Origin of the sequence: Listeria monocytogenes, assembly GCF_041765605.1 — a bacterium.
GTDB lineage: Bacteria > Bacillota > Bacilli > Lactobacillales > Listeriaceae > Listeria > Listeria monocytogenes_D.
Window position 1 is genome coordinate 1,864,740 of record NZ_CP168900.1, and the last position, 23,839, is coordinate 1,888,578.

The following is a 23,839-nucleotide window of genomic DNA, read 5'->3' on the forward strand; positions in this document are numbered from 1 at the left end:
AGTTTTCAAAGGTCAGTTGCTTTGTTAACGCAACTTTTAAATCTTACCATAAAGTTGAAATCACGTCAACAACTATTTTTAAAATGTTTTTGATGAATTAATTTGTATCAATTCAGCTTTATCATTATATAACAGCTTTATATGAAATACAAGCCTTTTGAGTTATATTTTTAATTCTTTCTCTAGTGCATGTATAAAATCCTGCATAATTTTTTGTTTTTCTACTGCAATTTCTTGGGCAGTCGTTGTTTTCAGCTGGTCTTGAATTAGTAATAATTTATCGTAAAAGTGTTGTAATGTGGTGTTTTCAGGGTGGTTTTGATTAGCTATTTCTCTATTGTGCGCTCCTCCATATGTAAATGTTCTAGCTATACCGATTGCTCCAATTGCGTCTAAACGGTCTGCATCTTGGACTATTTTTTCTTCTATTGTGGAAGCGTGGATAGGATTTTTTCCATTTTTAAAAGAGACTGCTTGGATAATTCGGATGATTTTACTGATTACCTCTTTAGGTATTTCTTTTTCTCTCAGCCAAGTTGTGATTATTTCAGTTGCTTGTAGTGGATCTTCTGTTAGTTTGCTGTCATTATAGTCGTGGAACAATGCGGCTAATTCTATAGTGAATTTGTCTCCGCCTTCTACAGACTGGATTTGTTTGCTTAAATGCCAGACTCGTTTAATATGTTCCCAGTCGTGTCCAGTAGCTTCCTTTTCGAAATGAGATTGCATCCATTGTTGCGCGGCTATTATTATTTCTTCTTGTTTCATTAGTATTTGCTCCTTTTTTAGATTATTTTCATGTACAATAGTAGAAAATGGAAATGAGGTATTCGATGTTTGCTTTTGAAAATGTATATTTAAAGCGAGATAATAAAACGATTTTGTCGGATATTAATTGGGTGGTTAATGAAAAAGAAAATTGGGCGATCCTAGGGCTCAATGGTTCTGGAAAAACAACTTTACTACAACTTTTAAATGGGTATCTTTGGCCTAGTAGTGGTCGACTTCAAGTGCTTGGGCATATTTTCGGTCAGACTTCTTTGCCGGAATTGCGTAAAGCGATTGGTTGGGTTAGTAATGCGCTTGACCATCAGTTGAAAGACTATGAGTTAAGTGAGCAAATCGTTCTTAGTGGGAAGTTTGCAAGTATTGGTATTTATGCGAAAGTCACGGCAGATGAACTAGCTTTAGCGAAAAAATGGCTTATTGATTGTGGTGGCATATCGCTCATTGGGAAACCGTATAAAATTTTATCTCAAGGAGAGCGCCAGATTGTATTGATTGCACGTGCTTTAATGGCGAGTCCTAAGTTGCTTATTTTAGATGAGCCTTGTAATGGGCTTGATTTATTTGCAAAGGAGCGCTTATTAGAAAGAATTAAGAAGATTGCGGAACTGCCGGAATCTCCAACGATGCTTTTTGTTACTCACCATACGGAAGAGATTCTCCCCTGCTTCGATAATATCATTTTACTTCGTGACGGGGAAATAACTCATCACGGAAAAACAGAAAATCTTTTGACAGAAGAAGTTCTTCAAGATTTTTATCAAAAGCCAGTAGAATTAATTCGGATAAAAGACGGCTCCATTGCAGTCTATCCGAAGTAAATGGTATAGTTAGAATACGAAAAATGCGTGTGTAGAGGGGCGAAATGTTTTGTATGAAACGATGATTGCAAAAGCAGGTGTACGTGAGCTTCTCGGGATGGATACTAGTCTGATTTATGGTTCATTTGCTTATAAAATGGAAGGCGAATGGATGGATTTAACGGGGCTTTGGATTTCGAATGCAGATGCGCTGATTTTTTATTTAGAAAATGAAGATGTCTACTTACTGAAGAAATTTGCTTATGAAAGAATAGAAAAAGTAGAACAAAAAGTAAGTATCCTTTCCATGACGAAAAAATTGATTTTACATCTTAATAATAAAGAAAGCTATACATTACTTGTTGCAAACGGTGAAGCAAAGGTGTTTGCCGCTAGAGTAAATGAGCGTATAGAAAAAGTGAGCCTAGGATGAACTAGACTCACTTTTTTATTATTCTTTTTCTTCAAATAAACGAGCCACTTCAATGATTACTTCTGTTGCTTTAACCATACTTTCTAATGCAACATATTCAAATTTACCGTGGAAGTTCTCTCCTCCACCAAAAATATTAGGTGTTGGTAGTCCTTTGTAGGAAAGTTGAGCGCCGTCTGTTCCGCCGCGAATTGGGCTGATTTTCGGTTCAATGTCTAGATTTCTCATCGCCGCGCTGACGATATCCACAATTTCTTTTACTGGTTCGATTTTTTCGCGCATATTGTAATATTGATCGTTCAGTTTTAATTCTACCGATCCTTCGCCGTATTTTTCTTCTAACTCTTTAGCGATACTAGCAATATGTGTTTTTCTTTCCACAAATTTCAAATGATCGAAATCACGGATAATATAGTAGGCTTTGGCTTGCTCTACATCACCGTTTAAGGAAATTAAATGATAAAATCCTTCGTAACCTTCTGTGTACTCTGGCGCTTCGTCTTTTGGAATACGTGCATTGAATTCCATTGCCATTTTGACAGCATTAACCATTTTGTTTTTTGCTGTACCTGGGTGAACACTATTACCATTAAAAGTGATTTTGGCACCTGCAGCGTTAAAACTTTCATATTCTAGTTCTCCAAGTGGCCCCCCGTCCATTGTATAAGCATATTTTGCGCCAAATGCTTCTACATCAAAACGTTCTGGTCCTCGGCCAATTTCTTCATCTGGTGTGAAAGCAACACGAATTTTGCCGTGTTTGATTTCTGGGTGATTAATTAAATAGTTCATCGCTACCATAATTTCGGTGATACCTGCTTTATCATCTGCGCCAAGTAAAGTTGTTCCATCTGTTGTAATCAGTGTTTTCCCTTTATAATCAGCTAGTTCTGGAAATTGTTTTGGTGAAAGTACCACGTTTAAGTCTTTGTTTAGAACGATATCTTTACCATCATAATTTTCATGGACTTGTGGTTGGACGTTTTTGCCTGTTAAGTCCGTCGCTGTATCTAAATGAGCTAAAAATCCGATTACTGGAACTTCTTTCGTTGTATTAGAAGGAAGTGTTGCCATAACATAACCGAATTCATCAACAGTAACTTCTTGCATACCGATTTCTTTTAGTTCTGTAACGAGAATGTTTGCCAGTTCCATTTGACCTGGCGTCGTTGGGCAAACCGTACTTTCCTCATTCGATTGTGTATCTACTTTTACATATTTCGTAAATCGTTTTAATAGTTCTTCTTTCATTTCTATCACTCCCTTAGATTGATTCTTTTCCATTATAAACTTGATTTCCGAAAAATTCTATTCCAGACTGTCGAGTAGTGTTTGTAATTGGAGGGTTGTTCGCCAATTGCGCGTTGTTGTTATGGTCTTTTTATATTCGCCAAGGAAAACGGGTAATTTTAAGGTGTGGATTTGGTTGGAGAAAATGTGGATATAAAGGACGCGGCCAATCGCGATTACTTCGGCTTGGTCGTTTTTTTGTCTCGCAATAGCTATATTTTCATTATAGAAAGCGGCCATCCAGCGTTCTTCCTCGCCAATTGTTTCTGGCGGAAATGGATTGTTTGCGATGATTTGGTTATAATTTTGTTCCGAAAATACGAATACATCAATATTTAAATCGAACGTTGCTTTCATTACCTCGGTTATTTTTGTCGCTACTTCTGGTTCCGTTTGTAACATGGAGCTTAGAACGAGGTTGCCGCTTTGGATATAAGTAATGACATTTTGGAAACCGACTTCTTGCAAAGCAGCTTGTAGATTTTTCATATTCACTTTATTCTTTCCAGCTACATTTACCGCTCTTAATAACACTACATAATTCCTCATCTATTTTCCTCCCAATCGTTTAACTACATTATAGCATGTGACTTACGTTATAATAAGGCTATTAGCGATGGGAGGTTTTTTAGGTGAAATTAATTTCTTGGAATGTAAACGGGCTTCGAGCAGCTGTAAAAAAAGGCTTTTTGGAATATTTTGAAGAAGTAGATGCGGATATTTTTTGTTTGCAGGAAACTAAATTACAAGAAGGACAAATTGAACTTGATTTGCCAGCGTACAAAGATTACTGGAACTACGCGGTGAAAAAAGGTTATTCGGGTACCGCAATATTTACTAAAGTAGAGCCATTATCTGTTCAATATGGTTTAGGAGTGCCCGAGCATGATACGGAAGGCCGCGTCATCACGCTGGAATTTGAGGAATTCTTTATGGTGACGGTTTATACGCCGAATTCGCAAGCTGAATTAAAACGATTAGATTACCGGATGACGTTTGAGGATGCGATTTTGGAATATGTAAAAAACTTGGATAAAACGAAGCCGGTTGTGCTTTGTGGCGATTTGAATGTTGCGCATGAGGAAATTGATTTAAAAAACCCGAAGACAAATCGTAAAAATGCCGGCTTCTCAGATGAGGAACGCGCAAAATTCTCTGCATTTTTAGACGCTGGATTTATTGATAGTTTCCGTTATTTTTATCCAGATTTGACCGATGCTTATTCTTGGTGGTCTTACCGAATGAACGCGCGTGCTAGGAATACTGGTTGGCGGATTGATTATTTTGTTGTATCGGAACGTTTGAAAGATAAGTTAGTGGATGCAAAAATTCATGCGGATGTGCTTGGTTCGGATCATTGTCCTGTCGAGCTAGAACTTAATTTATAACATAAAAAAATCCTCACTCCAAAGAGTGAGGATTTTTGAATTATTTAGCTAATGCTTTTTTTGCTGAATCAGCAAGTGTGTTAAATGATGCGATATCATTAACTGCTAAGTCTGCAAGCATTTTACGGTTAATATCAATACCAGCTAATTTTAAGCCGTGCATTAATTTGCTGTAAGAAAGATCTTGCATACGAGCTGCCGCATTGATACGTGCGATCCATAATCTACGGAAATCACGTTTCTTTTGACGACGATCTCTATAAGCATATTGGTAAGATTTCATTACCGCTTGGTTAGCTACTTTGAATAATAAATGTTTAGAGCCATAATACCCTTTGGCTAATTTAACTATCTTTTTACGACGTTTGCGTGTTACTGTTCCGCCTTTTACGCGTGGCATATTGTCTACCTCCTAGAATTTACAAAAATGTTGTTTCTCTTATTTCATTTTAGCGACCATTTGACGAATACGTTTGAAGTCGCCAGCTGATACCATTGCTGATTTACGCAATTTACGTTTTTGTTTTTGGGATTTGTTAGCGAACATATGGCTAGTGAAGCCGTGTCTGCGTTTTAATTTTCCAGATCCTGTTCTCTTGAAACGTTTAGCGGAACCGCGGTGGGTTTTCATTTTTGGCATGAATTTTTCCTCCTCAAAACTTTACTTTTCATGAAGTGGTGCTAGGACTAAGAACATCGAACGTCCGTCCATTTTTGGTCTTTGCTCAATTGTACAAAGGTCTTCGCACGCTTTTGCAAAACGGTCAAGCACCTTCTGACCGATTTCTTTGTGTGTAATGGCACGACCTTTAAAACGGATAGAGCATTTTACTTTATCGCCTTTTTCAAGGAATTTACGTGCATTACGTAGCTTCGTATCGAAGTCATGTTCGTCAATCGTTGGACTTAAACGAACTTCTTTCATCACGATGACTTTTTGGTTCTTACGGGCTTCTTTATCTTTCTTCTGTTGTTCAAAACGGAATTTACCGTAGTCCATGATACGAGCTACTGGCGGTTTCGCTGTTGGAGCAACAAGCACTAGATCAAGATTAGCCTTTTCAGCAATTTGAAGCGCATCGATTTTACTCTTCACGCCTAATTGTTCACCGTCTTGGTCGATCAATCTTACTTCACGTGCACGAATCCCATCGTTTACCAACATGTCTTTGCTAATGGTGAGCCACCTCCACTTAATTTTGTTACAACAAGATAGAAAATAGCTGTTCAAATCTGCGGCCTGCTAACTCGTTCGTTCAGAGGCCATAAAAAAACGGGCTGCTTTTCAGCAATCCCGCACATTCAAAATCGCGTAAGCTACGCGACGAAAGTTTGAATTTTTTGCCTGAAAACGTTCGTGTTAACGAGGCGAGAAGCGGGTTGCTTCTTCTTTCTTGTTTAATAACCTTACTTACTATATCATATGGGGTTTTTAGTGTCAAGGTGAATTAGTTATTTTTATTTCTTCCCATACTAGGATAGGTTATTGACATAGATTTAAGATTATTATAGACTTAATATGCAAACAAATATTTCTTACAATAATTCGCTATAACGCAACAACTTCATTTTTTGAGGCTGTTTTTCTTTTGTCTTCTTTAAAATGAAACTTTAATTGTAAACCTTTTCAACTTTAATTATGTGTGGTATAAACGCATCAGCGATTATATAGAAATAACCAAAAAGGGAGATAGAGAAATGGAAAAAGGGAAACAAAAGAAACCACTTTATAAAAAATGGTGGTTCTGGTTAATCGTCGTAATCGCCGTGGGAGCAATTGGTTCCGCTTTAGGTGGTAACGATACTGCAGCAGATGATACGAAGAACACTGAAAAAGTGGAAACTAAAAAAGTAGACAAAGCTGATGATGAGGCAAAGAAAAAAGAAGAGAAAGCTGCTGAAGAGAAAAAAGCAGAAGAAAAGAAAAAAGAAGAAAGCGTTCCATCTGAATATAAATCAGCTCTAAAAAAAGCGGAACAATATTCTTCTATGATGAAGATGTCGAAAGCTGGTATTTATGATCAATTAACATCCGAAGCTGGTGAAAAATTCTCCGCTGAAGCAGGAAAATATGCAATTGATAATTTAAAAGCAGATTATAATGCCAATGCCTTAGCAAAAGCAGAAGATTATCAAAAAACGATGGCAATGGCTCCAGAAGCTATCCGTGATCAATTAACATCTTCTGCCGGTGAAAAATTCACTGCTGAAGAAGCAGATTATGCGATTCAAAACTTAAGTAAATAATCTCTTTTTGGGATTTAAAAAGCTATTCTCTATTTTAGAGCGTAGCTTTTTTATTATTTCCTTATTTGTGATTTCAAAAGGACTCCCTTCCATGCGGGGAGCCGCGGAGTTGATTGAGAAAGCGTATGAGCTATATTTTTATAGCTGGCTTTTCATCTAAAAACCGTATATTCTTATATGTTTATCTACCTGGCTAATACAATCTAACATATTGAAAAGAATAATTTCAATCAGTCTTTCAAAAAAGACCTCGACAATCACATCGAAGTCTTTTTAATTATATACTCTAATTATATTCTTTCAAAACATCTTCATAAACTTCCTGATAAATTTCTTCTATAACAACCGTTTCTTCTGTGGGGTCCCCGCCATCTAAAAATAATTCTTCTTTAGGTAGCTCTTCCACTGGAAACTTACTTATAATTGCATTCGATAGTATGTAGTTATCGCCATCTGGATTTTTTTCTAAGAAAAGTGTATACGCTTCACCTTTTTCCATATTTTTATAACCATCAATAGTTAAATCATATTCTTCCCCATCGACAGTAACGTTTTCTACGCTATATTCTAACACTTTAATGGTCATATTCTCTTTCAATTTCCCAGTTGTATCTTTTTCGATAGAGTTTATTTGGACATCACTCATTGTGTAAAAATCTGTTGGAAATACATTTTCTTTCGTTTCCTTTGTCACTGTTACTTTTTCAGATTTTTTGGTTGCTTTAATGATAATTGGGGCATCTTTTTCAAGAGCATTCACATCTTCAGCAAGTTCTAGGTATTTCCCGTGACTAGAAACAACGCCATTACGTGATTCTATTGTTTCTGATCCGCTTTGTGATGTTTGTTCTTCTACTGGCTTTTCTTTTACACTTTTGCTATTAGAACACGCCGTTAGTAAACTAAGGCTTACTAAACATATAATCATTGTTATTTTTCTTTTCATCGACAATCCTCCTATTTACTTGTATAAAGATTTAATACCATTAAAATCATCTGTTTGCGGTTTTGTTTTGTTTATAAAGCCTTTGTCTAGCATAATCGCATTTCTTGTTTTCACATGGCCTAAGCCGAAGCCATGACCAAACTCATGCGCAACGGTTTCTATTTTATGATTATTTGAAAGTGAACGGAAACCTTTGTACAGTGTAATCTCATTTTTAGAAATTAATTTATTGGATGTGTTATACGTACTGTTACAAACCGCTAAAACACTTCCTTTATTCGTATTTGAACTACTTACCGTAAAGTTAGGCTTTACATCATTTCCTACGCTTACTGTATTTAAGTAAGGGGACGGATTCCATGATTTTGCACCACTAATAATAATGTTTTTAAACCCTTTTGCTGAACCATTGATATAGATTTTAAAGTTTTTCGCGCTAGCTTTTGTCATCACGCGCCCCAGTTTCGTATACGCATTTGCATTAGTTGGCGCTAGCAACGCAACCAATACAGTAAAAACAAGGAATACCGCTAAAGTTTTTTTTCTCATGTTGTAATCTCCTTTTTTTAAAAATTTCTTTCAAAAAAAGAATAACAAAAAAGTATGATGTATAACCAAAAATGTAATGAAATGTCCGATTCTTGTCGTGAACGATAAAAAATAGAGATTATTTAGATTTAATTTTACATAATATGTGTAATATTGCGCTTTTCGTCACAAAAAAGAACCTGTTTTTGGTGACTATTCACGGTTTTATGCACCAATTTTTTTAGTGTCCACAAAAAGTACATATTCGTTCAGAATTTAAGTTGTTTTTCATGCTTAGTTTCTTTATTTGTTGAAATATTCATCATATTTCATAACAAACCAAATGAATAAAAGGGCATAATTATTCATCAAACATTACAATTTTTGCTGTTATAGAAGGTGTTCGTGAAAAAGTGAGGGCTGACATTGAAAATTTTCGCCCCTTTTAACATTTCCGACAACTTCCACCAGCTCTATTCTAATCCCAAACAAAACAAAAAACCCTTGATTTCTCAAGGGTTTCAGCCGTTAAATGATTAACGAATTTCTTTAATACGAGCCGCTTTACCACGTAGGTTACGTAGGTAGTAAAGTTTCGCACGACGTACTTTACCACGACGGATAACTTCTAATTTTGCGATACGTGGAGTATGTACTGGGAAAGTACGTTCCACGCCAACACTGTTAGAAATTTTACGAACAGTGAAAGTTTCGCTGATTCCAGCTCCGCGACGTTTGATTACAACGCCTTCGAATAATTGGATACGTTCGCGAGTACCTTCGACTACTTTCGCATGTACACGTACAGTATCACCCGGACGGAAATTTGGAACATCTGGGTTTAGTTGACTTTTTGTGATTTCATCAATCAGTTTGTTCATGTTTTTCTCTCCTTCCAACAAACATTCATTCATATTAATAATGAAGCGGAATATCGTTATCAGACTGGTCTCTCCAGTCACCTTATTTAGGTTACCATAAACTAGTTTCGCTGTAAAGTTTTTTTCTTACTTTTTCTTTTGATAAAAAGCTTGACCTTGGAGTATGGTTTAATGTTACCTTTAGTATATCAAATGGAGGTGTCAGAGATGGAACAATGGACAGTAAAAGAAATGGCTGCTTATGTGGGGATTTCAGCGGATACATTACGTTATTATGAAAAAAACAAGATAATTGTACCTAATCGGTTGGAAAACGGGTATCGTGTGTATAACGCAGAACATCTATTAGAATTAAAATTTATTTTGGTGATGAAATATGCCCGATTTTCTCTATCTGAAATAAAGCTGATGATGGAATGGTTGAGAAGTGAACCGTCTGTTGCTTGTAATACAGCGTCGAAGGAGTTACTTGCACTCAAAGCAGCGGAAATTAAACAGACCATTGCGCATTATACGAAAATCGCTGCTCTTTTAGAAGAATTGCCGCAAATTGACGAGGTCCAAGATTACAGCACTGTTCAAAAAGATGTTAACACTTTTGTGGAACATATTTTTACTGACATCAGAAAGGACGGATTCTAATGGCTAAGGTTGTGGCGATTATTGGTGATCCGCGGGAAAAAGGTACATCAAGAGATTTGTTTCAGAAGTATTTAGCTGTTTTTCAGGAACAACCAACAATCGAGGTGAAAATCTATGATATTCGCGAAGTAGCTTTTGACCCTAATTTACCTGAAGGCTATCGTACGGAGCAAACCCCTGACATAATTGCGCTTAAAAATGATGTTCGTTCCGCTGATTTACTTCTATTTTCTTATCCGGTTTGGTGGTTTAACGTTCCAGCTGTGTTAAAAGGTGTTATTGATCATTTGTTTTGGCGCGGAGAGAGTTATAGTTTTAGAGATAAAAAATATTTTCTTACAGGACCATGGCGAAAAAAACGGGCGCGGTTGATTTATACGATTGGTGGAATGGAAATACAACATCGACTTTTCGCCCGCCCTGCTCTTACTGCCTTGCGTTACCCATTATGGATGAGTGGCGTGTTTTCGGTGAAAGTGACTTCAATTGATCGACTGGATCTTTCTATCAGAAGGACTGATGACTACTATGATAAAAAAGTTACACGTGCAGCAAAACGCGATATTCAATTCTTGCTAAAAAAGCAAATTAGAAAGAAGGTTTTTGCATGAAAATTACTGCCAAACATCAATATTGGCAAATTACAACATTGCCGTATCTTTTTCCAGTGAATTGTTACTTAATTTTAGAAAAAGACGGCTTAACATTGATTGATACTGGGATTTTAGCACATGCGAAAGGAATCATTTCACTTATCCATAAATTAAAATTACCGTTAAAACGGATTTTATTAACGCATGCACATGGTGACCATATTGGCGGTTTAGTCGCAGTCAAAGCAGCTTTTCCAGAAGCGCTTGTAATGATTGGAAGCAGAGAAAAATTGCTTGTAGAAACGAAAAAAATTTATGCTTTTGAAGCACAGAAGCCGTTAAAAGGTAGTTATTCAGATAAGCTTCCGGCGAAAGTTGATCAAGTATTAAAAGATGGCGATATGGTTGGTTCTTTGTTAATTATTGATACTCCTGGACATACACCTGGTTCGATTTCGTTTTTCGATGAGCGTAATGGACATTTGTTTGTAGGAGATTTATTTCAAACTCGTGGTGGAGCAGCTATTTGCGGGGAGAAACGATGGTTGTTCCCTTTTCCAGCGATGGGTTCTTGGGATCTTTCAACAAGTATTGCATCGGCGGAAAAGTTACAGCTTCTCGATGTGACGGAAATTGCTTGTGGGCATGGACCGGTGATGAATATGGCTGATTTCAATGTAACAAATGTGCTACAGCGCGCACGTAAACAAGTAGAAAATGAAAAAGACTAGAAAACCAATAACTGGCTTTCTAGTCTTTTTTTAGAATCTCGTAATTTTAATGTTGACGGCTGTTCCATATGCGAGTTGATAAACGAGGCCGTCGACGAATTGCTCGGTGAACGAACAATGAATTAAGCCATTCCCGCCGGCATCTAAAGCTTTCTTTTGTAATTCCTGTAGTAAATTTTCAAAGCCTACTGTTTCTAAGTATGCTTCTGGATCGCTTTTGATTCTTGGACGAACGCTTTTGGCGAAAACAACGGTTAAGATGTCATGATTCACATTAATTGGTCCAGTGGAAACTTGTATGTCTTGCCATCTTTGCCCAATTCGCTTTTGGTCATTCTCTTCTTGTACATAGGCTTCTCGTTCTTTTTGACGCTCGGATTTTTTGGTTTCTTTTTCATCAGGTGTTCCAAAAATTGCCATTTAAAATCACGTCCTTTGATTATTTACTGTCAGACCATTCTTTGAGCCAAGTTTTTTGCTTGTCTGTTAAGGGATAGTTTTTAAGTAAATCTGGGCGGCGTTCGTAGGTTCTTTTGAGCGATTCTTTGTCGCGCCATTCTTCTATCCATGCATGATTTCCGCTGAGTAAAATATCTGGCACTTTCATTCCTCTAAAATCGGCTGGTCGCGTGTAGTGTGGATGTTCAAGCAAACCGGTCGAGAAAGAATCTGTCACAGCGGAATCTTTATTACCAAGTACTCCCGGTAAAAGACGGATAACACTGTCCATTACAATCATTGCACCAATTTCGCCACCAGTTAAAATGTAATCTCCAATCGACACTTCATCCGTAACAAGGTGTTCGCGAATTCGTTCGTCGTAACCTTCATAGTGACCGCAAATAAAAACAAGATGCTCTTCTTCGGCAAATTCTTCTGCCATTTTTTGGTCGAAGCGTTTGCCTGCCGGGTCCATTAAAATAACTCTTGGCTTTGTTTCTGGTTGTTTCTCTTTGACAGCTTGAACGGCATCAAATATCGGTTGCGCTTTGAGTAACATACCTGCTCCGCCACCATAAGGGTAATCATCGACAATATGATGCTTTCCTTCTGCATATTCCCTGAAATCAGTCACTTCAACCGCGACACGCTCGTTTTCGATGGCTTTTTTTATAATGGAATTCCCGGTTACTCCCGAAAACATATCTGGGAAAATGGATAGAATGTCAATTTTCATTAATCTAGCAGTCCTTCCATGACTTCGATTGTAATTTTTTTGTCATTAATATTGATTTCTTTTACAACGTCGGCAATATAAGGAATTAGTTTTTCTTTTTTGTCGCTGCCTTTTACAACCCATACATCATTGGCGCCTGGTGTTAGAATTTCTGTGATTTCGCCAAGCTCTTCGCCATCAGTCGTTACAACGGTACAACCGATGATTTCATGAAAATAAAATTCGTTCTCCTCTAAATCAGTTAGTTGCGCTTCTTTGATTTTAAGTACGCCTTCTTTCATACGTTCCACTTGATGAATTCCAGTGAATCCTTCAAACATCAGCAAATCAAAGTTCTTATGTTTGCGGTGTGAACGAATAATTAGTTTTTCAGGCTTTTTGCTGTTTTTTTCAAATAAGTACACGGTATTCCCAACTTGGAACCGTTCTTCTGGAAAATCGGTCGTTGCGATAACACGAATTTCACCGATTAAGCCATGCGTATTAACAATTTTCCCTACATTATACATTTTCTCCATAAGTCACCTCTAGCGTATTTCTACTATGATTCCATCTTTTACAACAATGGTTTTATCAAAAATGGATTTATCCCACTTGTCTCCTACTTGTACATCAATAATCGTTTCCATTTCTCGTTCGCGAATTTCACTGCCAAGTTCGAGGACTTCTAATTGTTCCATTTGAAACTGAATAAGTTTTTTCTTTTCTCGGCGCAGGTCGAGTTCGTGGGTAAAGTAATCGGCCACTCGTTCTGGTTGAAATTTACTTTTTCGTTCCATTTTCTTTTGTTCAAAATGCAACTGGTCGCATTCTTGTTCGATTTGTCGTTTTTGCTCGGTATAATACTCGATTAATTCTTGTTTACTTGCTTCGGTTAGAATTTGTTTGACGACAACTTTTTGGATGATTTCCACTGGACACCTCCACTAGCGATTATGTCCTTATTTTACCATAGTTTTTTTGGATTCATCTACTAATGCCTGGAATAATTGTTCACTTTCCGGATCTGTTTGGAACATTAATTCTGGGTGCCACTGAACACCTAAATACCAACTTGGCAAATTGTCACCTTCTACTGCTTCAATCATTCCATCCGCAGTGCGCGCTGTTACTTTAAAACTCGGCGCTAATTTTTTGATAAATTGGTGATGCAGCGAATTGACTAATTTTTTATTCGGATGATGCTTTGCGAGTTCACTTGTCGGTTCAATATCAATTGTATGAGAGCCAAGTTGTTCATCGACGCGCTGCAAGTGTTGGAGGGCTTTCGTTTCGACTTGGCTAATATCTTGATAAAGTGAGCCGCCTAACGCCACATTAACTAGTTGCATCCCACGGCAAATAGCAAAAATCGGTTTTCCAGCGTCTAATGCTGCTCGAACTAAGGCGATTTCATAGCTGTCCCGCGGTGGAAAATAAGCGCCGATTTCTTGGGACGGCTCTTCTAAATAAAATTGTGGCGTAATGTCTTGTCCACCGGTTAAAAGCAAACCATCTACGAGAGAAATTGCTTGAACGGCAACAGACGGGTCATCTATTGGCAAAGCGATAGGAAATCCGCCAACTTTTTGAATAGCATCTACATAGCGCTGTTGTGTATAAGTCACACGGTGTCCGTAAAAAACATCTACACCTTTTACTAATCTATTTCCGGTAATTCCAATAACTGGCTTCATCACAATTCCTCCATTTCTATTCTATTTTACAACATTTAGTGAGGTAATTGCTTCTCTGATGATTATTTAAAAATAGTTATAAAAAAACTCGCCAAATTGACGAGTTTTTGTTATTCGATAATTTCAAGACGAATCTTCTTATCGTTTTTGGAGCCAACTGCGTAGACAAGTGTACGAATCGCTTTCGCAATACGACCTTGCTTACCAATCACGCGTCCCATGTCTTCTTTACTGACAGACAATTTGTAGGTTAACGATGTATCCGTTTCTTCTGGCGTGATAACAACGTCTTCCGGGTGGTCAACAAGAGGTTTCACGATTGAGAGAATGAGTTCTTCCATTCGCGCCGAGACCTCCTTATTTACCTAATTTTTGGTTATGGAATTTTTCCATGATACCTTCGCGGCTAAGAAGATTGCGAACTGTATCAGATGGTTTTGCACCATTATGCATCCATTTCAAAGTTGCTTCTTCGTCGATTTTCACTTCAACCGGATCAAGTAATGGATTATAAGTACCAATAGTTTCGATTGAACGGCCATCACGTGGGAAACGAGAATCAGCGACTACAATACGGTAGAAAGGTTTCTTTTTAGAACCAATACGTTTTAAACGAATTTTAACTGCCATAGTTTAATTACACCTCCATAAAGTCTTACACAAGTATATATATTACCAGTAAAGGATTTGTTTGTAAAGTGTTTTTTCTTTACAGAGGGAATTTTTTTCTTTTTATTTGACGGTTTCGGCTTCAGCACTTATTTCTCCTTGTTTTAGAAGGTGATAATAACGTACATATCCGGAAATATTGTGCTCTACATCATCAATTCTGACACGGAAAGATTGATGACGAATGAAGAAACTACCTTCTATTCTTGCTGGATTTTTGTAGTACATAGCTAGTTCTGGATAAAAGTATCCATTTAATTGGTATAACGCGCGTTTTGTAATTGTTTTTTCCAATTCATCTAACGAATAACCGCGAAGTAATGCATCTAACCCTTCTTTTCCCATTCGAAGTGACATCTCTTTTGTCGCAACTGTGAGCTCTAAAAAGGTCGGAAAAGTGGTTTCGCGTTCGTAAATAAATGATAGGTTGTCGAAAGCATTTTTCAGTCCGAATTCGTAGTATGCCTCATCCGGAAGGTATTTCGTGATTTCGTTAGCACAGTAACTCAGCCAGTGATCATGGTTTTGCCAATAATTATCGCGAATAAAATGATCAAAGGATTTTGCTGCTGCATCTAACCATTTCGAATCGCGGTCGATTTCATATAAGCGAAGTAGGCCAAACACAGCTTCTCCGTCGTAATAAATAATTCGGAAAATATCTTTTACTTCTAAGGATGGATATTCCAGAACATGCGTAAACTTTCCGTCAGCGTCTTGCAACGAAAGAATCGCATTGGCTATTTTCCGGCATAATGGCAGATAGGTTTTCGTTCCAGTAATTTTCATGTATTTAGTTAACGCTAGTAAAGTGGCAGCTGACCCGCCTAATTTAACTTCACGCAATTCTGGTTCAATGAGAAAAGCTAGATCCTCTTTTTCGTAAATAAAATTCTGTTCTAAATAGGTCAAAGCTTTTGTCGCTGCTTCTAAAATAGCTTTTTCGCCTGTTAGTTCGAAGGCTTCTAGCATGGAATAAGTTGTACTCGCATGACGTAAACTATTATAATGTTTAATTTTTTTATCAAAGCAAGCAAACCAACCGTAGTTAAATTCACCTGTCTGATTGACTTGGCGCGTTAAATAATTCCCAGCATGTTTAACTAGTTCAGAAACATTATCTGGGGTTAATTGTTCTGTATTTCTATGGCCGTGCTCCAATTCCGTTGTTTCTAATACATGGATTTTCTTTCCGTCAAAAAACCACCCTATCGTATTAAAAGTGACAATAGTAGAATCTACGGTTAAGTTTAATTGAGCTTGGTTTTTATTTGTTTGGATTAAATATCTATTCATATTTTCAACGTTGATAGCTAAACCCTCATCACCTGGTAGAAGGATAGCGTTCGCATTAATTTCCTGTTCCATTAAAGCTATTTTAAAATTTTCATTTAAGGCTATGCCTCTTCTATAATAATTTTTCTTCGTTTTTAAAGCTTTTTTATTCCATTCTCCTAAATTTTCAAGTTGATAATCCACGGCTACATCTATTTTAAAAGAAATTGCCTCTTCGGTTTGGTTTTTTATTGCACTTTTTTTCATTTCATTGATTAAGTTGGCTAGGCAAAGATAGCTAAAATTTATGACAATAGCTCGTTTATTTTTATAGCCGATTGTTAGAAAACCATGCCATTTCCCGTTGTAAGTGGCGTGTTCTTCATCTTCTGTTAATTGATCAATAATTTTATTTTCAAGTTCATCTAATATACCCCTCCAAGGCATATGTACCACTCCTTTTTATAATATCCCTGCCGCTAAATTTTCTTAGCGACAGGGAATCGTTGTATTGTGGCTCTTATTTACGGAAAAGACGTAGTAAAAACGCGCCAGCTAGCGAGAAGAGACCAAGCCCAACCCATGGAAGACTACTGTTTGTATCTCCAGTTGAAGGAAGATCACTCGCTGAGATAGAAGTTGTTCCATCCGCACTATAACCTGAGGAAAGCATTGTTCCCGAACCATTTGAACTCATGTTCGTAACAGTTATGCCTGTACCTCCGTTAGAAGTTCCAGTAGTTCCTCCATTGGTAGAAGGATTTGTTCCTCCATCTGCATCTGCGTCAGCGTCAGCGTCTGCATCGGCATCAGCGTCTGCATCGGCATCAGCGTCTGCATCGGCATCGGCATCCGCGTCGGCATCAGCGTCGGCATCGGCATCAGCGTCGGCGTCCGCATCAGAATCTGCTAATGGTAGGACAGTTACGGCTACATCTTCACTCGTTTTAACTTCATTACCATATTTAGCTGTTACTTGAAGATGAATAACATCTCCAGCTTTCAAATTATAATTAGGAATATTAATAGTATAGGTTCCATCTGCATGGATTAAGACATTTCCGATAACAGTACCATCTGGAAGAGTCAAGTTAATATAGAAAGTTGTTCCAGCTGGTGCATCTGATTGCAATGATTTCAGAAGGGCATTTATATTCATATTTTTATAAATGGAAGAACCTGTAATGGTTTTAGTCCCTTCGTATATTGGATTTACAGTTGGTTTTTCAACTAGGAAATCTCTCCAGTCGATGTCTACGTCGGCATCCGCATCCGCATCCGCATCAGCATCCGCATCCGCATCGGCGTCGGCATCCGCATCGGCATCGGCGTCGGCATCAGCGTCGGCATCCGCATCAGCGTCTGCATCCGCATCCGCATCAGCATCCGCATCAGCGTCTGCATCCGCATCGGCGTCCGCATCAGCATCGGCGTCAGCGTCTGCATCCGCATCCGCATCGGCGTCGGCATCCGCATCGGCATCAGCGTCAGCATCCGCATCGGCATCCGCATCGGCATCCGCATCCGCATCAGCGTCAGCATCGGCGTCTGCATCCGCATCGGCGTCCGCATCGGCGTCAGCATCGGCGTCTGCATCAGCATCAGCATCCGCATCGGCGTCGGCGTCGGCGTCAGCATCGGCGTCAGCATCCGCATCCGCATCCGCATCCGCATCCGCATCGGCATCCGCATCCGCATCAGCGTCAGCATCGGCGTCTGCATCAGCATCGGCGTCAGCATCGGCGTCAGCATCGGCGTCTGCATCCGCATCCGCATCGGCGTCAGCATCAGCATCCGCATCGGCGTCAGCATCGGCATCCGCATCCGCATCCGCATCGGCGTCAGCATCAGCATCCGCATCGGCGTCAGCATCAGCATCCGCATCGGCATCCGCATCGGCGTCAGCATCCGCATCCGCATCGGCATCCGCATCAGCATCAGCGTCAGCATCGGCATCCGCATCGGCGTCAGCATCGGCATCGGCATCCGCATCGGCGTCGGCATCCGCATCAGCGTCAGCATCCGCATCAGCATCGGCATCCGCATCGGCGTCAGCGTCAGCATCGGCGTCAGCATCGGCATCCGCATCGGCGTCGGCATCCGCATCCGCATCCGCATCGGCGTCGGCATCGGCGTCAGCGTCAGCGTCAGCATCGGCGTCAGCATCGGCATCCGCATCCGCATCAGCGTCAGCATCGGCATCAGCGTCAGCATCGGCATCCGCATCCGCATCCGCATCGGCGTCAGCATCGGCGTCAGCATCAGCGTCAGCATCCGCATCCGCATCAGCGTCAGCATCTGCATCAGCGTCAGCATCAGCGTCAGCGTCAGCGTCAGCGTCAGCGTCAGCGTCAGCGTCAGCGTCAGCGTCAGCGTCAGCGTCAGCGTCAGCATCTGCATCGGCGTCAGCGTCAGCGTCAGCATCCGCATCGGCGTCAGCATCCGCATCCGCATCAGCGTCAGCATCTGCATCAGCGTCAGCATCAGCGTCAGCGTCAGCGTCAGCGTCAGCGTCAGCGTCAGCGTCAGCGTCAGCATCGGCGTCAGCATCTGCATCGGCGTCAGCATCCGCATCCGCATCAGCGTCAGCATCTGCATCAGCGTCAGCATCTGCATCAGCGTCAGCGTCAGCGTCAGCGTCAGCGTCAGCGTCAGCGTCAGCGTCAGCGTCAGCGTCAGCGTCAGCGTCAGCGTCAGCGTCAGCGTCAGCGTCAGCGTCAGCGTCAGCGTCAGCGTCAGCGTCAGCGTCAGCGTCAGCATCCGCATCCCCAACATCCGTAGTAATAAACCCACGAGCCGCATTACTATTCAACAAATCAACATCCAAAAGCCCATCACCAGTTCTAGCAGCAAAATCCAATTTCCCATCATTGGCACTAGGTAGCGCAGTTACGCCAAGCGCTAGTAAATCAATTGTCAAAGTGAAAGTAGATACACTACCAACTCCAACTCCCAGTAAATGATTTACTTTTGCACCAATCGCATTTCTACTAGTATCAATAAAGAAATTGCTTGAATTACTTCCATTTACTGTACCTTGATTAAATAATCCAATACCGCCAATTCCTAAATAAGCAATTTTATAATCAATTTTCGTATTTGCTCTTATATTTGGATTACTTAAAATAGAAGAAAGTTCACTTGGTAGTTCAAAGTATGGATAGTACGTGGATATCGCACTAGCACTAACTAATTGATTCCCAGAAAGAGTAATCACTAATTTCCCATTAGAATACTGTGTATTTAGATTAGAATTCCCTAGCAAATCAACAGTTGCTGCATCCGCTTGAATACCACTTAGAGCAAATTGGTGATTAAAAGAATCGTAATTCACAGTGACAGGCGCTACCATCATTGTTGTTGTCGTAATAAGCGCAGCAATTAATTTTGCTTTTTGCGCTCGCTTTTGGTCTAATCTCCGTTTGTAATCTACACGCTGTTTTTTCATCATTTTTCCCCCTTAAAAATCAATCGTTCTTGATTTTGAAAAATAACTGAAAACAGAATAAAGGTATTTAATTATGTTTTCCTAATAAGCTAACTATTAAGTATCCCCCTGAACCTTTATCCAATATCAGATACCAATCCTTCAGCCAAATGCCCCTCCCTTCTTTTTCGAACCTAACACTAGCTGTTATAACCCGTTAGATAACTTTACTATATAGTATATTTTTAAAAAATTAAAGTAAAAAGTACTAGAACCAAAAAATACTTCAATTCAATCCTTTTAGTCTAAAAGTTACACAAATATGCGCATTTATAGCCTATATTTAAACTTTAGCACTGTTGCCATATAGATACTAAGACCTATAAAACTCAACTTTACATGAATTGTCGTTCAATTGTATACAAATCTTTTTAGAATGGTTCTTCACTTCAGATTCTATTTGTACGCAAAAAAAAAGCCCTTTTTCAAAGGGCTTACTTTTTTAATAAAGATAGGCTTTTTTTAGTTGTTCTTTTTTCGCGTCGGTTAGTCCAAGTTTTTCTTTCAAAAAGTTATCCATGGAACCATATTTTGCATCAATTTCATCGAAAGCTGCATTGATATAAGATTCACGAACTTCCATTATGGCAGTCATTCCATCAATCACCTTTTTATTGTCTGTTTTTGCTGCAACGGCTTCTATTGCTTTTTTATTTTCGTCGGCACGATATTTATTGGACAACATATAATCGTCAATCACTGTATTTTTATCCACACCTAGTGCTGATAAAACTAGAGCTGTCCCAAATCCTGCTCGATCTTTTCCGGCTGTGCAGTGCCAGAGAACAGAACCATCTTGATTGGCTAGTAGTATATCGAAAAATTCTTTATAGGCTTGAATGGAAGTTTCATCTGTAATAAAACTTTTATTGGCATTAATGAGAAATGTTTCTGGATTATCCATTTTGGCTAGGCTGGCAGTTAAATCTTGTGTGCTTGTAGATGCGCCATTATCTTTCATCACCGAATCGTGTGTGTAGTCTACATCTGTGAGTTTTGGATCTGGTTTGGCTGCGACTTCTGAATTCGTTCGGAAATCAACTATATGAGAAAGATTGTATGTATTAACGAGTTTCTTCTTATCTGAATCACTTAAGTTGGCGAGTTCGGCACTTCGAATAAGTTTATGCGGCTTAATGGTTAGTCCATCCGTTGTCTTATATCCACCTAAGTCTCGGACATTCACGGCACCTTCTAATTTAATTTGGCTACCCGGTTTGAGTGTTTGTTCGGTTTTAACATTTGCTTCTGCTTTTTCTTCTGACTGCGCCCCGCATCCTCCTAGTAGTATGGTTGCGCCTAGTATCCCTGCCCCTGTTACTTTTACCCAATGTTTCATTCTTTCTCCTCCTTTTGTAAGCTTCTTGTACATTATAGCAACGCAATTTGTTGGTTGAATGAAGGGTTTGTAAAGAAATGATTTTAGGGATGTTAAGGTATGAAAAAAGCCAAAACCCGAAATGGATTTTGGCTTTTGAAATTAAAATGGCATTTTGAAATTGCCGAATGGATTTTTGCCTTTTTTGCCTTTGCCGCCACCAGTCATTTGCTTCATCATTTTTTTCATTTCAGCAAATTGTTTTAGGAGACGGTTAATTTCTTGAACAGGACGGCCGCTTCCGCGAGCAATCCGTTTTCTTCTACTTGCGTTGATGATATCTGGGTTATCTTTTTCATTTTTAGTCATTGATTTGATAATCGCTTCGATGTGACCAAGTTGTTTATCATCGACATTCATGTTGTCGAGGCCTTTCATTTTGTTCGCCCCAGGCATCATTTTAAGTAGTTCATCTAGTGGTCCCATTTGTTTTACTTGTTGTAATTGGTCTAGGAAGTCATCTAGCGTCATGCTGTTGTCTTTCATTTTTTGTTCCATAGCTTTCATTTTTTCTGCATCCACATCGGTTTGTGCTTTTTCAATAAGGGAAAGCACATCGCCCATGCCGAGAATTCTGGAAGCCATACGATCTGGATGGAAAGTTTCTAGAGCTTCCATTTTTTCGCCAGTCGCGATAAATTTAATTGGTTTGCCAGTGACAGAACGAATCGAAAGCGCGGCACCACCACGTGTATCGCCGTCTAATTTGGTTAGCACGACACCTGTAATTTCTAATTGTTCGTTAAAGCTTTGCGCCACGTTGACAGCATCTTGCCCCGTCATGGAATCGACAACAAGCAGGATTTCGGTTGGTGTTGCAATTTCTTTCACTTGTTTTAACTCATCCATTAGCGTTTCGTCAATATGAAGACGACCGGCTGTATCGATAATGACATAGTCTAAATGTTCTTCTTTGGCTTTAGCTATAGCTTGTTTGGCGATTTCTACTGGGCTTACTTGATCACCTAGAAAAAATACTGGCATATCTAATTGTTTGCCAAGTGTTTCTAATTGTTTGATTGCGGCAGGTCGGTAAATATCTGCTGCGACAAGTAATGGCTTGCGGTTATATTTTTTGCGTAATAAATTAGCAAGTTTTCCGGAAGTCGTTGTTTTACCAGCCCCTTGTAGACCTACCATCATAATCACGGTTGGCGGACGGTCCGCTGTTCCGATTTTGCTTTCTTCTCCGCCCATTAAGCTTGTTAGTTCTTCTTGAACGATTTTGATAACTTGTTGGCCGGGGGTTAGGCTTTTCAAAACGTCTGCGCCGACAGCTCGTTCGCTTACTGTTTTAATAAATTGTTTAACGACTTTAAAGTTAACATCGGCTTCAAGTAGAGCAAGACGAACTTCACGCATCATTTCTTTTACGTCAGCTTCGTTTACTTTCCCTTTGCCGCGAATTTTGTTCATTGTTTCTTGGAGTCTTCCAGCTAGTCCTTCAAATGCCATGATTCTGGCCTCCTAATCGATATTTTTAAGCTGTTCGAGCGTATCTTTCACTTGCTCGTCCAGAAAATTCTTTTTGGTTAATTGTGCTTCTAATTGACTAAAGAGTTTTTCTCGTTGTTGGTATTTTTTTAGCATCCCTAGTTTTTCTTCGTATTTTTCTAGGCTTTCTTCGGTTCTTTTAATATTATCATAAATGGCTTGTCTACTCACTTCAAATTCTTCAGCAATTTCGCCTAGCGAGTAATCATCCAGGTAATAAAAAGAAACATAGGCTTTTTGTTTTGTTGTTAGTAATTCCTGGTAAAAATCAAATAATAAATTCATACGGTTTGTCTTCTCAAACAAGGCATTTCACCTCTCTCCTTTTAAAGGATACGGGGAAATCGCGGGAATGTCAAGGAAGGTTAAACAAAAGAGAAAAAAGCCAGAATGACGAGAATCATTCGGCTTTCTCTGATTATTTTTCGTTATCAACCATATCAGCAAATAAGCCATACACATATTCATTTGCATCAAAGGCTTGCAGGTCATCCATTTGTTCCCCAAGACCGACGAATTTCACTGGAATATCTAGTTCATTGCGAATGGCGATAACAATACCACCTTTGGCAGTTCCGTCCAGTTTTGTGAGAATAATACCTGTTACGTCGGTTGTTTCTTTAAATTGTTTCGCTTGAACGAAAGCATTTTGACCAGTAGTTGCGTCGAGTACTAGTAAAACTTCGTGCGGTGCATTAGGAATTTCACGCGTAATGACACGTTTTACTTTTTCTAATTCGTTCATTAGATTGACTTTGTTTTGTAAACGGCCAGCTGTATCGCAAAGTAAAACGTCCGCTTTGCGTGCTTTTGCGGCTTGAACGGCATCAAACATCACCGCTGCAGGGTCGCTCCCCTCGGCTTGTTTAATAACATCGACGCCGGTACGCTCGCCCCAGACTTCTAATTGATCAATGGCACCAGCACGGAATGTATCGCCAGCAGCTAGCATCACTTTTTTACCTTCTTGTTTAAAGCGATGAGCCATTTTTCCGATGGAGGTTGTTTTACCAACCCCATTCACACCAACAAACAAGATAACAGTTAGCCCGTCTTCTTCGATATGAAGTGCTTCGTCTTCTTTTTCGTCCCCTTGGTAAATCTCGACTAATTTTTCGACTATCACTTCTTGTACGTCTTTTGGATCACTAATGTTTCTAAGTTGAACTTCACGGCGCAGCGTATCGACTAGTTCCATGACAGTTTCAAAACCAACATCTGCTCCGATAAGGATTTCTTCTAATTCTTCAAAGAAATCTTCGTCGACTTTACGATAGCGAGCAACCATTTCGTTGATTTTTCCGGAAAAGTTGCCGCGTGTTTTGGATAAGCCATCTTTAAATTTTCCAGAAACGGAATCGGTTTGCTGGGTAATTTTATCTTTTAATTTTTTAAAAAAGGTCATTTTGTCTACTCCT

29 protein-coding genes and 1 other annotated feature are annotated in these 23,839 nt (G+C 39.3%); of the genes, 7 read left to right on the plus strand and 22 right to left on the minus strand.

From position 1 onward, the window contains the following. Window positions 1-162: 162 nt before the first annotated feature. Window positions 163-768: an HD domain-containing protein gene (locus AB2Q86_RS09500; RefSeq protein ID WP_012581145.1), complete on the minus strand. Its 606-nt coding sequence runs from the start codon at window positions 766-768 to the stop codon at window positions 163-165. Between the two features lie 65 nt (window positions 769-833). Here AB2Q86_RS09500 and AB2Q86_RS09505 point away from each other — a divergent pair, with 65 nt between their 5' ends. Together AB2Q86_RS09505 and AB2Q86_RS09510 are read left to right on the plus strand one after the other, a co-directional pair. After that, a complete protein-coding gene (locus tag AB2Q86_RS09505) occupies window positions 834-1,607 on the plus strand; it encodes an ABC transporter ATP-binding protein (protein ID WP_012581144.1) in 774 nt (257 codons plus the stop codon). Window positions 1,608-1,656: 49 nt separating this feature from the next. Next, entirely contained in the window at window positions 1,657-2,019 is a 363-nt protein-coding gene (locus AB2Q86_RS09510) for a hypothetical protein (protein WP_012581143.1), read from the plus strand. A gap of 18 nt (window positions 2,020-2,037) precedes the next feature. Here AB2Q86_RS09510 and pepT read toward each other — a convergent pair whose 3' ends face one another. Next, the gene (gene pepT / locus AB2Q86_RS09515; protein ID WP_012581142.1) at window positions 2,038-3,270 is read right to left on the minus strand and encodes a peptidase T; all 1,233 of its coding nucleotides are present in this window, start codon (window positions 3,268-3,270) and stop codon (window positions 2,038-2,040) included. 57 nt (window positions 3,271-3,327) lie between these two features. After that, a complete protein-coding gene (locus tag AB2Q86_RS09520) occupies window positions 3,328-3,858 on the minus strand; it encodes a DUF1697 domain-containing protein (RefSeq protein WP_012581141.1) in 531 nt (176 codons plus the stop codon). An 83-nt stretch (window positions 3,859-3,941) separates the two neighbouring features. Between AB2Q86_RS09520 and AB2Q86_RS09525 the strand changes: the two genes are divergently transcribed. Beyond that, on the plus strand, window positions 3,942-4,697 hold the full coding sequence (locus tag AB2Q86_RS09525; protein ID WP_003726561.1) for an exodeoxyribonuclease III: 756 nt from the start codon (window positions 3,942-3,944) through the stop codon (window positions 4,695-4,697). A 40-nt stretch (window positions 4,698-4,737) separates the two neighbouring features. Here the strand turns inward: AB2Q86_RS09525 and rplT are convergent, their stop codons facing one another. Genes rplT through infC form a run of 3 tightly spaced genes read right to left on the minus strand, consistent with a single transcriptional unit; the run spans window position 4,738 to window position 5,874 of the window. Next, window positions 4,738-5,097: a 50S ribosomal protein L20 gene (gene rplT, locus AB2Q86_RS09530; protein WP_003720097.1), complete on the minus strand. Its 360-nt coding sequence runs from the start codon at window positions 5,095-5,097 to the stop codon at window positions 4,738-4,740. 39 nt (window positions 5,098-5,136) lie between these two features. Further along, entirely contained in the window at window positions 5,137-5,337 is a 201-nt protein-coding gene (gene rpmI, locus AB2Q86_RS09535) for a 50S ribosomal protein L35 (protein WP_003720098.1), read from the minus strand. 21 nt (window positions 5,338-5,358) lie between these two features. Then, window positions 5,359-5,874 (minus strand): translation initiation factor IF-3, encoded by a 516-nt coding sequence (gene infC / locus AB2Q86_RS09540; RefSeq protein ID WP_010958948.1) that lies wholly within the window; start codon window positions 5,872-5,874, stop codon window positions 5,359-5,361. An 82-nt stretch (window positions 5,875-5,956) separates the two neighbouring features. Beyond that, window positions 5,957-6,095 (minus strand) — a sequence feature (ribosomal protein L20 leader region). A 300-nt stretch (window positions 6,096-6,395) separates the two neighbouring features. Between infC and AB2Q86_RS09545 the strand changes: the two genes are divergently transcribed. After that, the gene (locus AB2Q86_RS09545; RefSeq protein ID WP_014589091.1) at window positions 6,396-6,944 is read left to right on the plus strand and encodes an Ltp family lipoprotein; all 549 of its coding nucleotides are present in this window, start codon (window positions 6,396-6,398) and stop codon (window positions 6,942-6,944) included. A 286-nt stretch (window positions 6,945-7,230) separates the two neighbouring features. On the opposite strand, the gene AB2Q86_RS09550 is transcribed toward AB2Q86_RS09545, so the two are convergent. From AB2Q86_RS09550 to rplS, 3 genes are all read right to left on the minus strand, one after another. Next, window positions 7,231-7,890 carry a hypothetical protein gene (locus AB2Q86_RS09550; protein WP_012581137.1) on the minus strand — a complete coding sequence of 220 codons (660 nt, stop codon included), beginning with the start codon at window positions 7,888-7,890 and terminating at the stop codon, window positions 7,231-7,233. Between the two features lie 15 nt (window positions 7,891-7,905). Continuing rightward, window positions 7,906-8,439 carry a matrixin family metalloprotease gene (locus AB2Q86_RS09555; protein WP_012581136.1) on the minus strand — a complete coding sequence of 178 codons (534 nt, stop codon included), beginning with the start codon at window positions 8,437-8,439 and terminating at the stop codon, window positions 7,906-7,908. Window positions 8,440-8,954: 515 nt separating this feature from the next. Next, window positions 8,955-9,299 (minus strand): 50S ribosomal protein L19, encoded by a 345-nt coding sequence (gene rplS / locus AB2Q86_RS09560; RefSeq protein WP_003728425.1) that lies wholly within the window; start codon window positions 9,297-9,299, stop codon window positions 8,955-8,957. A 207-nt stretch (window positions 9,300-9,506) separates the two neighbouring features. Between rplS and AB2Q86_RS09565 the strand changes: the two genes are divergently transcribed. From AB2Q86_RS09565 to AB2Q86_RS09575, 3 genes are read left to right on the plus strand one after another with little or no spacing between them, the layout of a single operon-like run. Continuing rightward, window positions 9,507-9,941, plus strand: a complete 435-nt coding sequence (locus AB2Q86_RS09565; RefSeq protein WP_003729545.1) for a MerR family transcriptional regulator — start codon at window positions 9,507-9,509, stop codon at window positions 9,939-9,941. Beyond that, a complete protein-coding gene (locus AB2Q86_RS09570) occupies window positions 9,941-10,552 on the plus strand; it encodes an NAD(P)H-dependent oxidoreductase (RefSeq protein WP_012581135.1) in 612 nt (203 codons plus the stop codon). The genes AB2Q86_RS09565 and AB2Q86_RS09570 overlap by 1 nt, the downstream gene beginning before the upstream one ends. Then, entirely contained in the window at window positions 10,549-11,265 is a 717-nt protein-coding gene (locus tag AB2Q86_RS09575) for an MBL fold metallo-hydrolase (protein ID WP_012581134.1), read from the plus strand. The genes AB2Q86_RS09570 and AB2Q86_RS09575 overlap by 4 nt, the downstream gene beginning before the upstream one ends. A 30-nt stretch (window positions 11,266-11,295) precedes the next feature. On the opposite strand, the gene AB2Q86_RS09580 is transcribed toward AB2Q86_RS09575, so the two are convergent. The 13 genes from AB2Q86_RS09580 to ftsY form a co-directional block, all read right to left on the minus strand. Then, window positions 11,296-11,685 carry a hypothetical protein gene (locus AB2Q86_RS09580; protein ID WP_003724047.1) on the minus strand — a complete coding sequence of 130 codons (390 nt, stop codon included), beginning with the start codon at window positions 11,683-11,685 and terminating at the stop codon, window positions 11,296-11,298. Window positions 11,686-11,704: 19 nt separating this feature from the next. Beyond that, a complete protein-coding gene (gene trmD / locus AB2Q86_RS09585; protein ID WP_003726803.1) occupies window positions 11,705-12,442 on the minus strand; it encodes a tRNA (guanosine(37)-N1)-methyltransferase TrmD in 738 nt (245 codons plus the stop codon). Further along, window positions 12,442-12,960: a ribosome maturation factor RimM gene (gene rimM, locus AB2Q86_RS09590; protein ID WP_012581133.1), complete on the minus strand. Its 519-nt coding sequence runs from the start codon at window positions 12,958-12,960 to the stop codon at window positions 12,442-12,444. Before rimM ends, trmD begins: the two co-directional genes overlap by 1 nt. Before the next feature lie 9 nt (window positions 12,961-12,969). Next, window positions 12,970-13,356 carry a YlqD family protein gene (locus AB2Q86_RS09595; RefSeq protein WP_003724050.1) on the minus strand — a complete coding sequence of 129 codons (387 nt, stop codon included), beginning with the start codon at window positions 13,354-13,356 and terminating at the stop codon, window positions 12,970-12,972. 27 nt (window positions 13,357-13,383) lie between these two features. Continuing rightward, the gene (locus AB2Q86_RS09600; RefSeq protein ID WP_008948140.1) at window positions 13,384-14,118 is read right to left on the minus strand and encodes a gamma-glutamyl-gamma-aminobutyrate hydrolase family protein; all 735 of its coding nucleotides are present in this window, start codon (window positions 14,116-14,118) and stop codon (window positions 13,384-13,386) included. Between the two features lie 110 nt (window positions 14,119-14,228). Then, a complete protein-coding gene (locus AB2Q86_RS09605) occupies window positions 14,229-14,459 on the minus strand; it encodes a KH domain-containing protein (protein WP_003728421.1) in 231 nt (76 codons plus the stop codon). Window positions 14,460-14,475: 16 nt separating this feature from the next. Continuing rightward, entirely contained in the window at window positions 14,476-14,748 is a 273-nt protein-coding gene (gene rpsP / locus AB2Q86_RS09610) for a 30S ribosomal protein S16 (protein WP_003720111.1), read from the minus strand. Between the two features lie 102 nt (window positions 14,749-14,850). Continuing rightward, a complete protein-coding gene (locus tag AB2Q86_RS09615; RefSeq protein WP_012581132.1) occupies window positions 14,851-16,509 on the minus strand; it encodes a hypothetical protein in 1,659 nt (552 codons plus the stop codon). Window positions 16,510-16,582: 73 nt separating this feature from the next. Continuing rightward, on the minus strand, window positions 16,583-19,510 hold the full coding sequence (locus tag AB2Q86_RS09620; protein WP_160340368.1) for an Lmo1799 family Asp-Ala repeat surface protein: 2,928 nt from the start codon (window positions 19,508-19,510) through the stop codon (window positions 16,583-16,585). Window positions 19,511-19,991: 481 nt separating this feature from the next. Further along, window positions 19,992-20,888 (minus strand): tyrosine/lipid phosphatase LipA, encoded by an 897-nt coding sequence (gene lipA / locus AB2Q86_RS09625; RefSeq protein WP_014589094.1) that lies wholly within the window; start codon window positions 20,886-20,888, stop codon window positions 19,992-19,994. A gap of 141 nt (window positions 20,889-21,029) precedes the next feature. Further along, window positions 21,030-22,382 carry a signal recognition particle protein gene (ffh, locus tag AB2Q86_RS09630; RefSeq protein ID WP_012581129.1) on the minus strand — a complete coding sequence of 451 codons (1,353 nt, stop codon included), beginning with the start codon at window positions 22,380-22,382 and terminating at the stop codon, window positions 21,030-21,032. 12 nt (window positions 22,383-22,394) lie between these two features. Further along, window positions 22,395-22,727, minus strand: coding sequence for a putative DNA-binding protein (locus tag AB2Q86_RS09635; RefSeq protein ID WP_003728307.1), 333 nt, complete (start codon window positions 22,725-22,727; stop codon window positions 22,395-22,397). A gap of 112 nt (window positions 22,728-22,839) precedes the next feature. Next, the gene (gene ftsY, locus AB2Q86_RS09640; RefSeq protein WP_003726330.1) at window positions 22,840-23,826 is read right to left on the minus strand and encodes a signal recognition particle-docking protein FtsY; all 987 of its coding nucleotides are present in this window, start codon (window positions 23,824-23,826) and stop codon (window positions 22,840-22,842) included. Window positions 23,827-23,839: the final 13 nt, after the last annotated feature.

Bases quoted from the DNA above. Each gene is read 5' to 3' on its own strand.
- AB2Q86_RS09505 (WP_012581144.1), top strand. From the start codon at position 834: ATGTTTGCTTTTGAAAATGTATATTTAAAGCGAGATAATAAAACGATT.
- AB2Q86_RS09600 (WP_008948140.1), bottom strand. From the start codon at position 14,118: ATGAAGCCAGTTATTGGAATTACCGGAAATAGATTAGTAAAAGGTGTA.
- AB2Q86_RS09550 (WP_012581137.1), bottom strand. From the start codon at position 7,890: ATGAAAAGAAAAATAACAATGATTATATGTTTAGTAAGCCTTAGTTTA.
- ffh (WP_012581129.1), bottom strand. From the start codon at position 22,382: ATGGCATTTGAAGGACTAGCTGGAAGACTCCAAGAAACAATGAACAAA.
- AB2Q86_RS09520 (WP_012581141.1), bottom strand. From the start codon at position 3,858: ATGAGGAATTATGTAGTGTTATTAAGAGCGGTAAATGTAGCTGGAAAG.
- ftsY (WP_003726330.1), bottom strand. From the start codon at position 23,826: ATGACCTTTTTTAAAAAATTAAAAGATAAAATTACCCAGCAAACCGAT.
- AB2Q86_RS09545 (WP_014589091.1), top strand. From the start codon at position 6,396: ATGGAAAAAGGGAAACAAAAGAAACCACTTTATAAAAAATGGTGGTTC.
- AB2Q86_RS09620 (WP_160340368.1), bottom strand. From the start codon at position 19,510: ATGAAAAAACAGCGTGTAGATTACAAACGGAGATTAGACCAAAAGCGA.
- AB2Q86_RS09615 (WP_012581132.1), bottom strand. From the start codon at position 16,509: ATGCCTTGGAGGGGTATATTAGATGAACTTGAAAATAAAATTATTGAT.
- AB2Q86_RS09565 (WP_003729545.1), top strand. From the start codon at position 9,507: ATGGAACAATGGACAGTAAAAGAAATGGCTGCTTATGTGGGGATTTCA.
- lipA (WP_014589094.1), bottom strand. From the start codon at position 20,888: ATGAAACATTGGGTAAAAGTAACAGGGGCAGGGATACTAGGCGCAACC.
- AB2Q86_RS09555 (WP_012581136.1), bottom strand. From the start codon at position 8,439: ATGAGAAAAAAAACTTTAGCGGTATTCCTTGTTTTTACTGTATTGGTT.
- rimM (WP_012581133.1), bottom strand. From the start codon at position 12,960: ATGGAGAAAATGTATAATGTAGGGAAAATTGTTAATACGCATGGCTTA.
- rpsP (WP_003720111.1), bottom strand. From the start codon at position 14,748: ATGGCAGTTAAAATTCGTTTAAAACGTATTGGTTCTAAAAAGAAACCT.
- AB2Q86_RS09570 (WP_012581135.1), top strand. From the start codon at position 9,941: ATGGCTAAGGTTGTGGCGATTATTGGTGATCCGCGGGAAAAAGGTACA.
- trmD (WP_003726803.1), bottom strand. From the start codon at position 12,442: ATGAAAATTGACATTCTATCCATTTTCCCAGATATGTTTTCGGGAGTA.
- AB2Q86_RS09500 (WP_012581145.1), bottom strand. From the start codon at position 768: ATGAAACAAGAAGAAATAATAATAGCCGCGCAACAATGGATGCAATCT.
- AB2Q86_RS09580 (WP_003724047.1), bottom strand. From the start codon at position 11,685: ATGGCAATTTTTGGAACACCTGATGAAAAAGAAACCAAAAAATCCGAG.
- AB2Q86_RS09605 (WP_003728421.1), bottom strand. From the start codon at position 14,459: ATGGAAGAACTCATTCTCTCAATCGTGAAACCTCTTGTTGACCACCCG.
- rplT (WP_003720097.1), bottom strand. From the start codon at position 5,097: ATGCCACGCGTAAAAGGCGGAACAGTAACACGCAAACGTCGTAAAAAG.
- AB2Q86_RS09575 (WP_012581134.1), top strand. From the start codon at position 10,549: ATGAAAATTACTGCCAAACATCAATATTGGCAAATTACAACATTGCCG.
- pepT (WP_012581142.1), bottom strand. From the start codon at position 3,270: ATGAAAGAAGAACTATTAAAACGATTTACGAAATATGTAAAAGTAGAT.
- rpmI (WP_003720098.1), bottom strand. From the start codon at position 5,337: ATGCCAAAAATGAAAACCCACCGCGGTTCCGCTAAACGTTTCAAGAGA.
- rplS (WP_003728425.1), bottom strand. From the start codon at position 9,299: ATGAACAAACTGATTGATGAAATCACAAAAAGTCAACTAAACCCAGAT.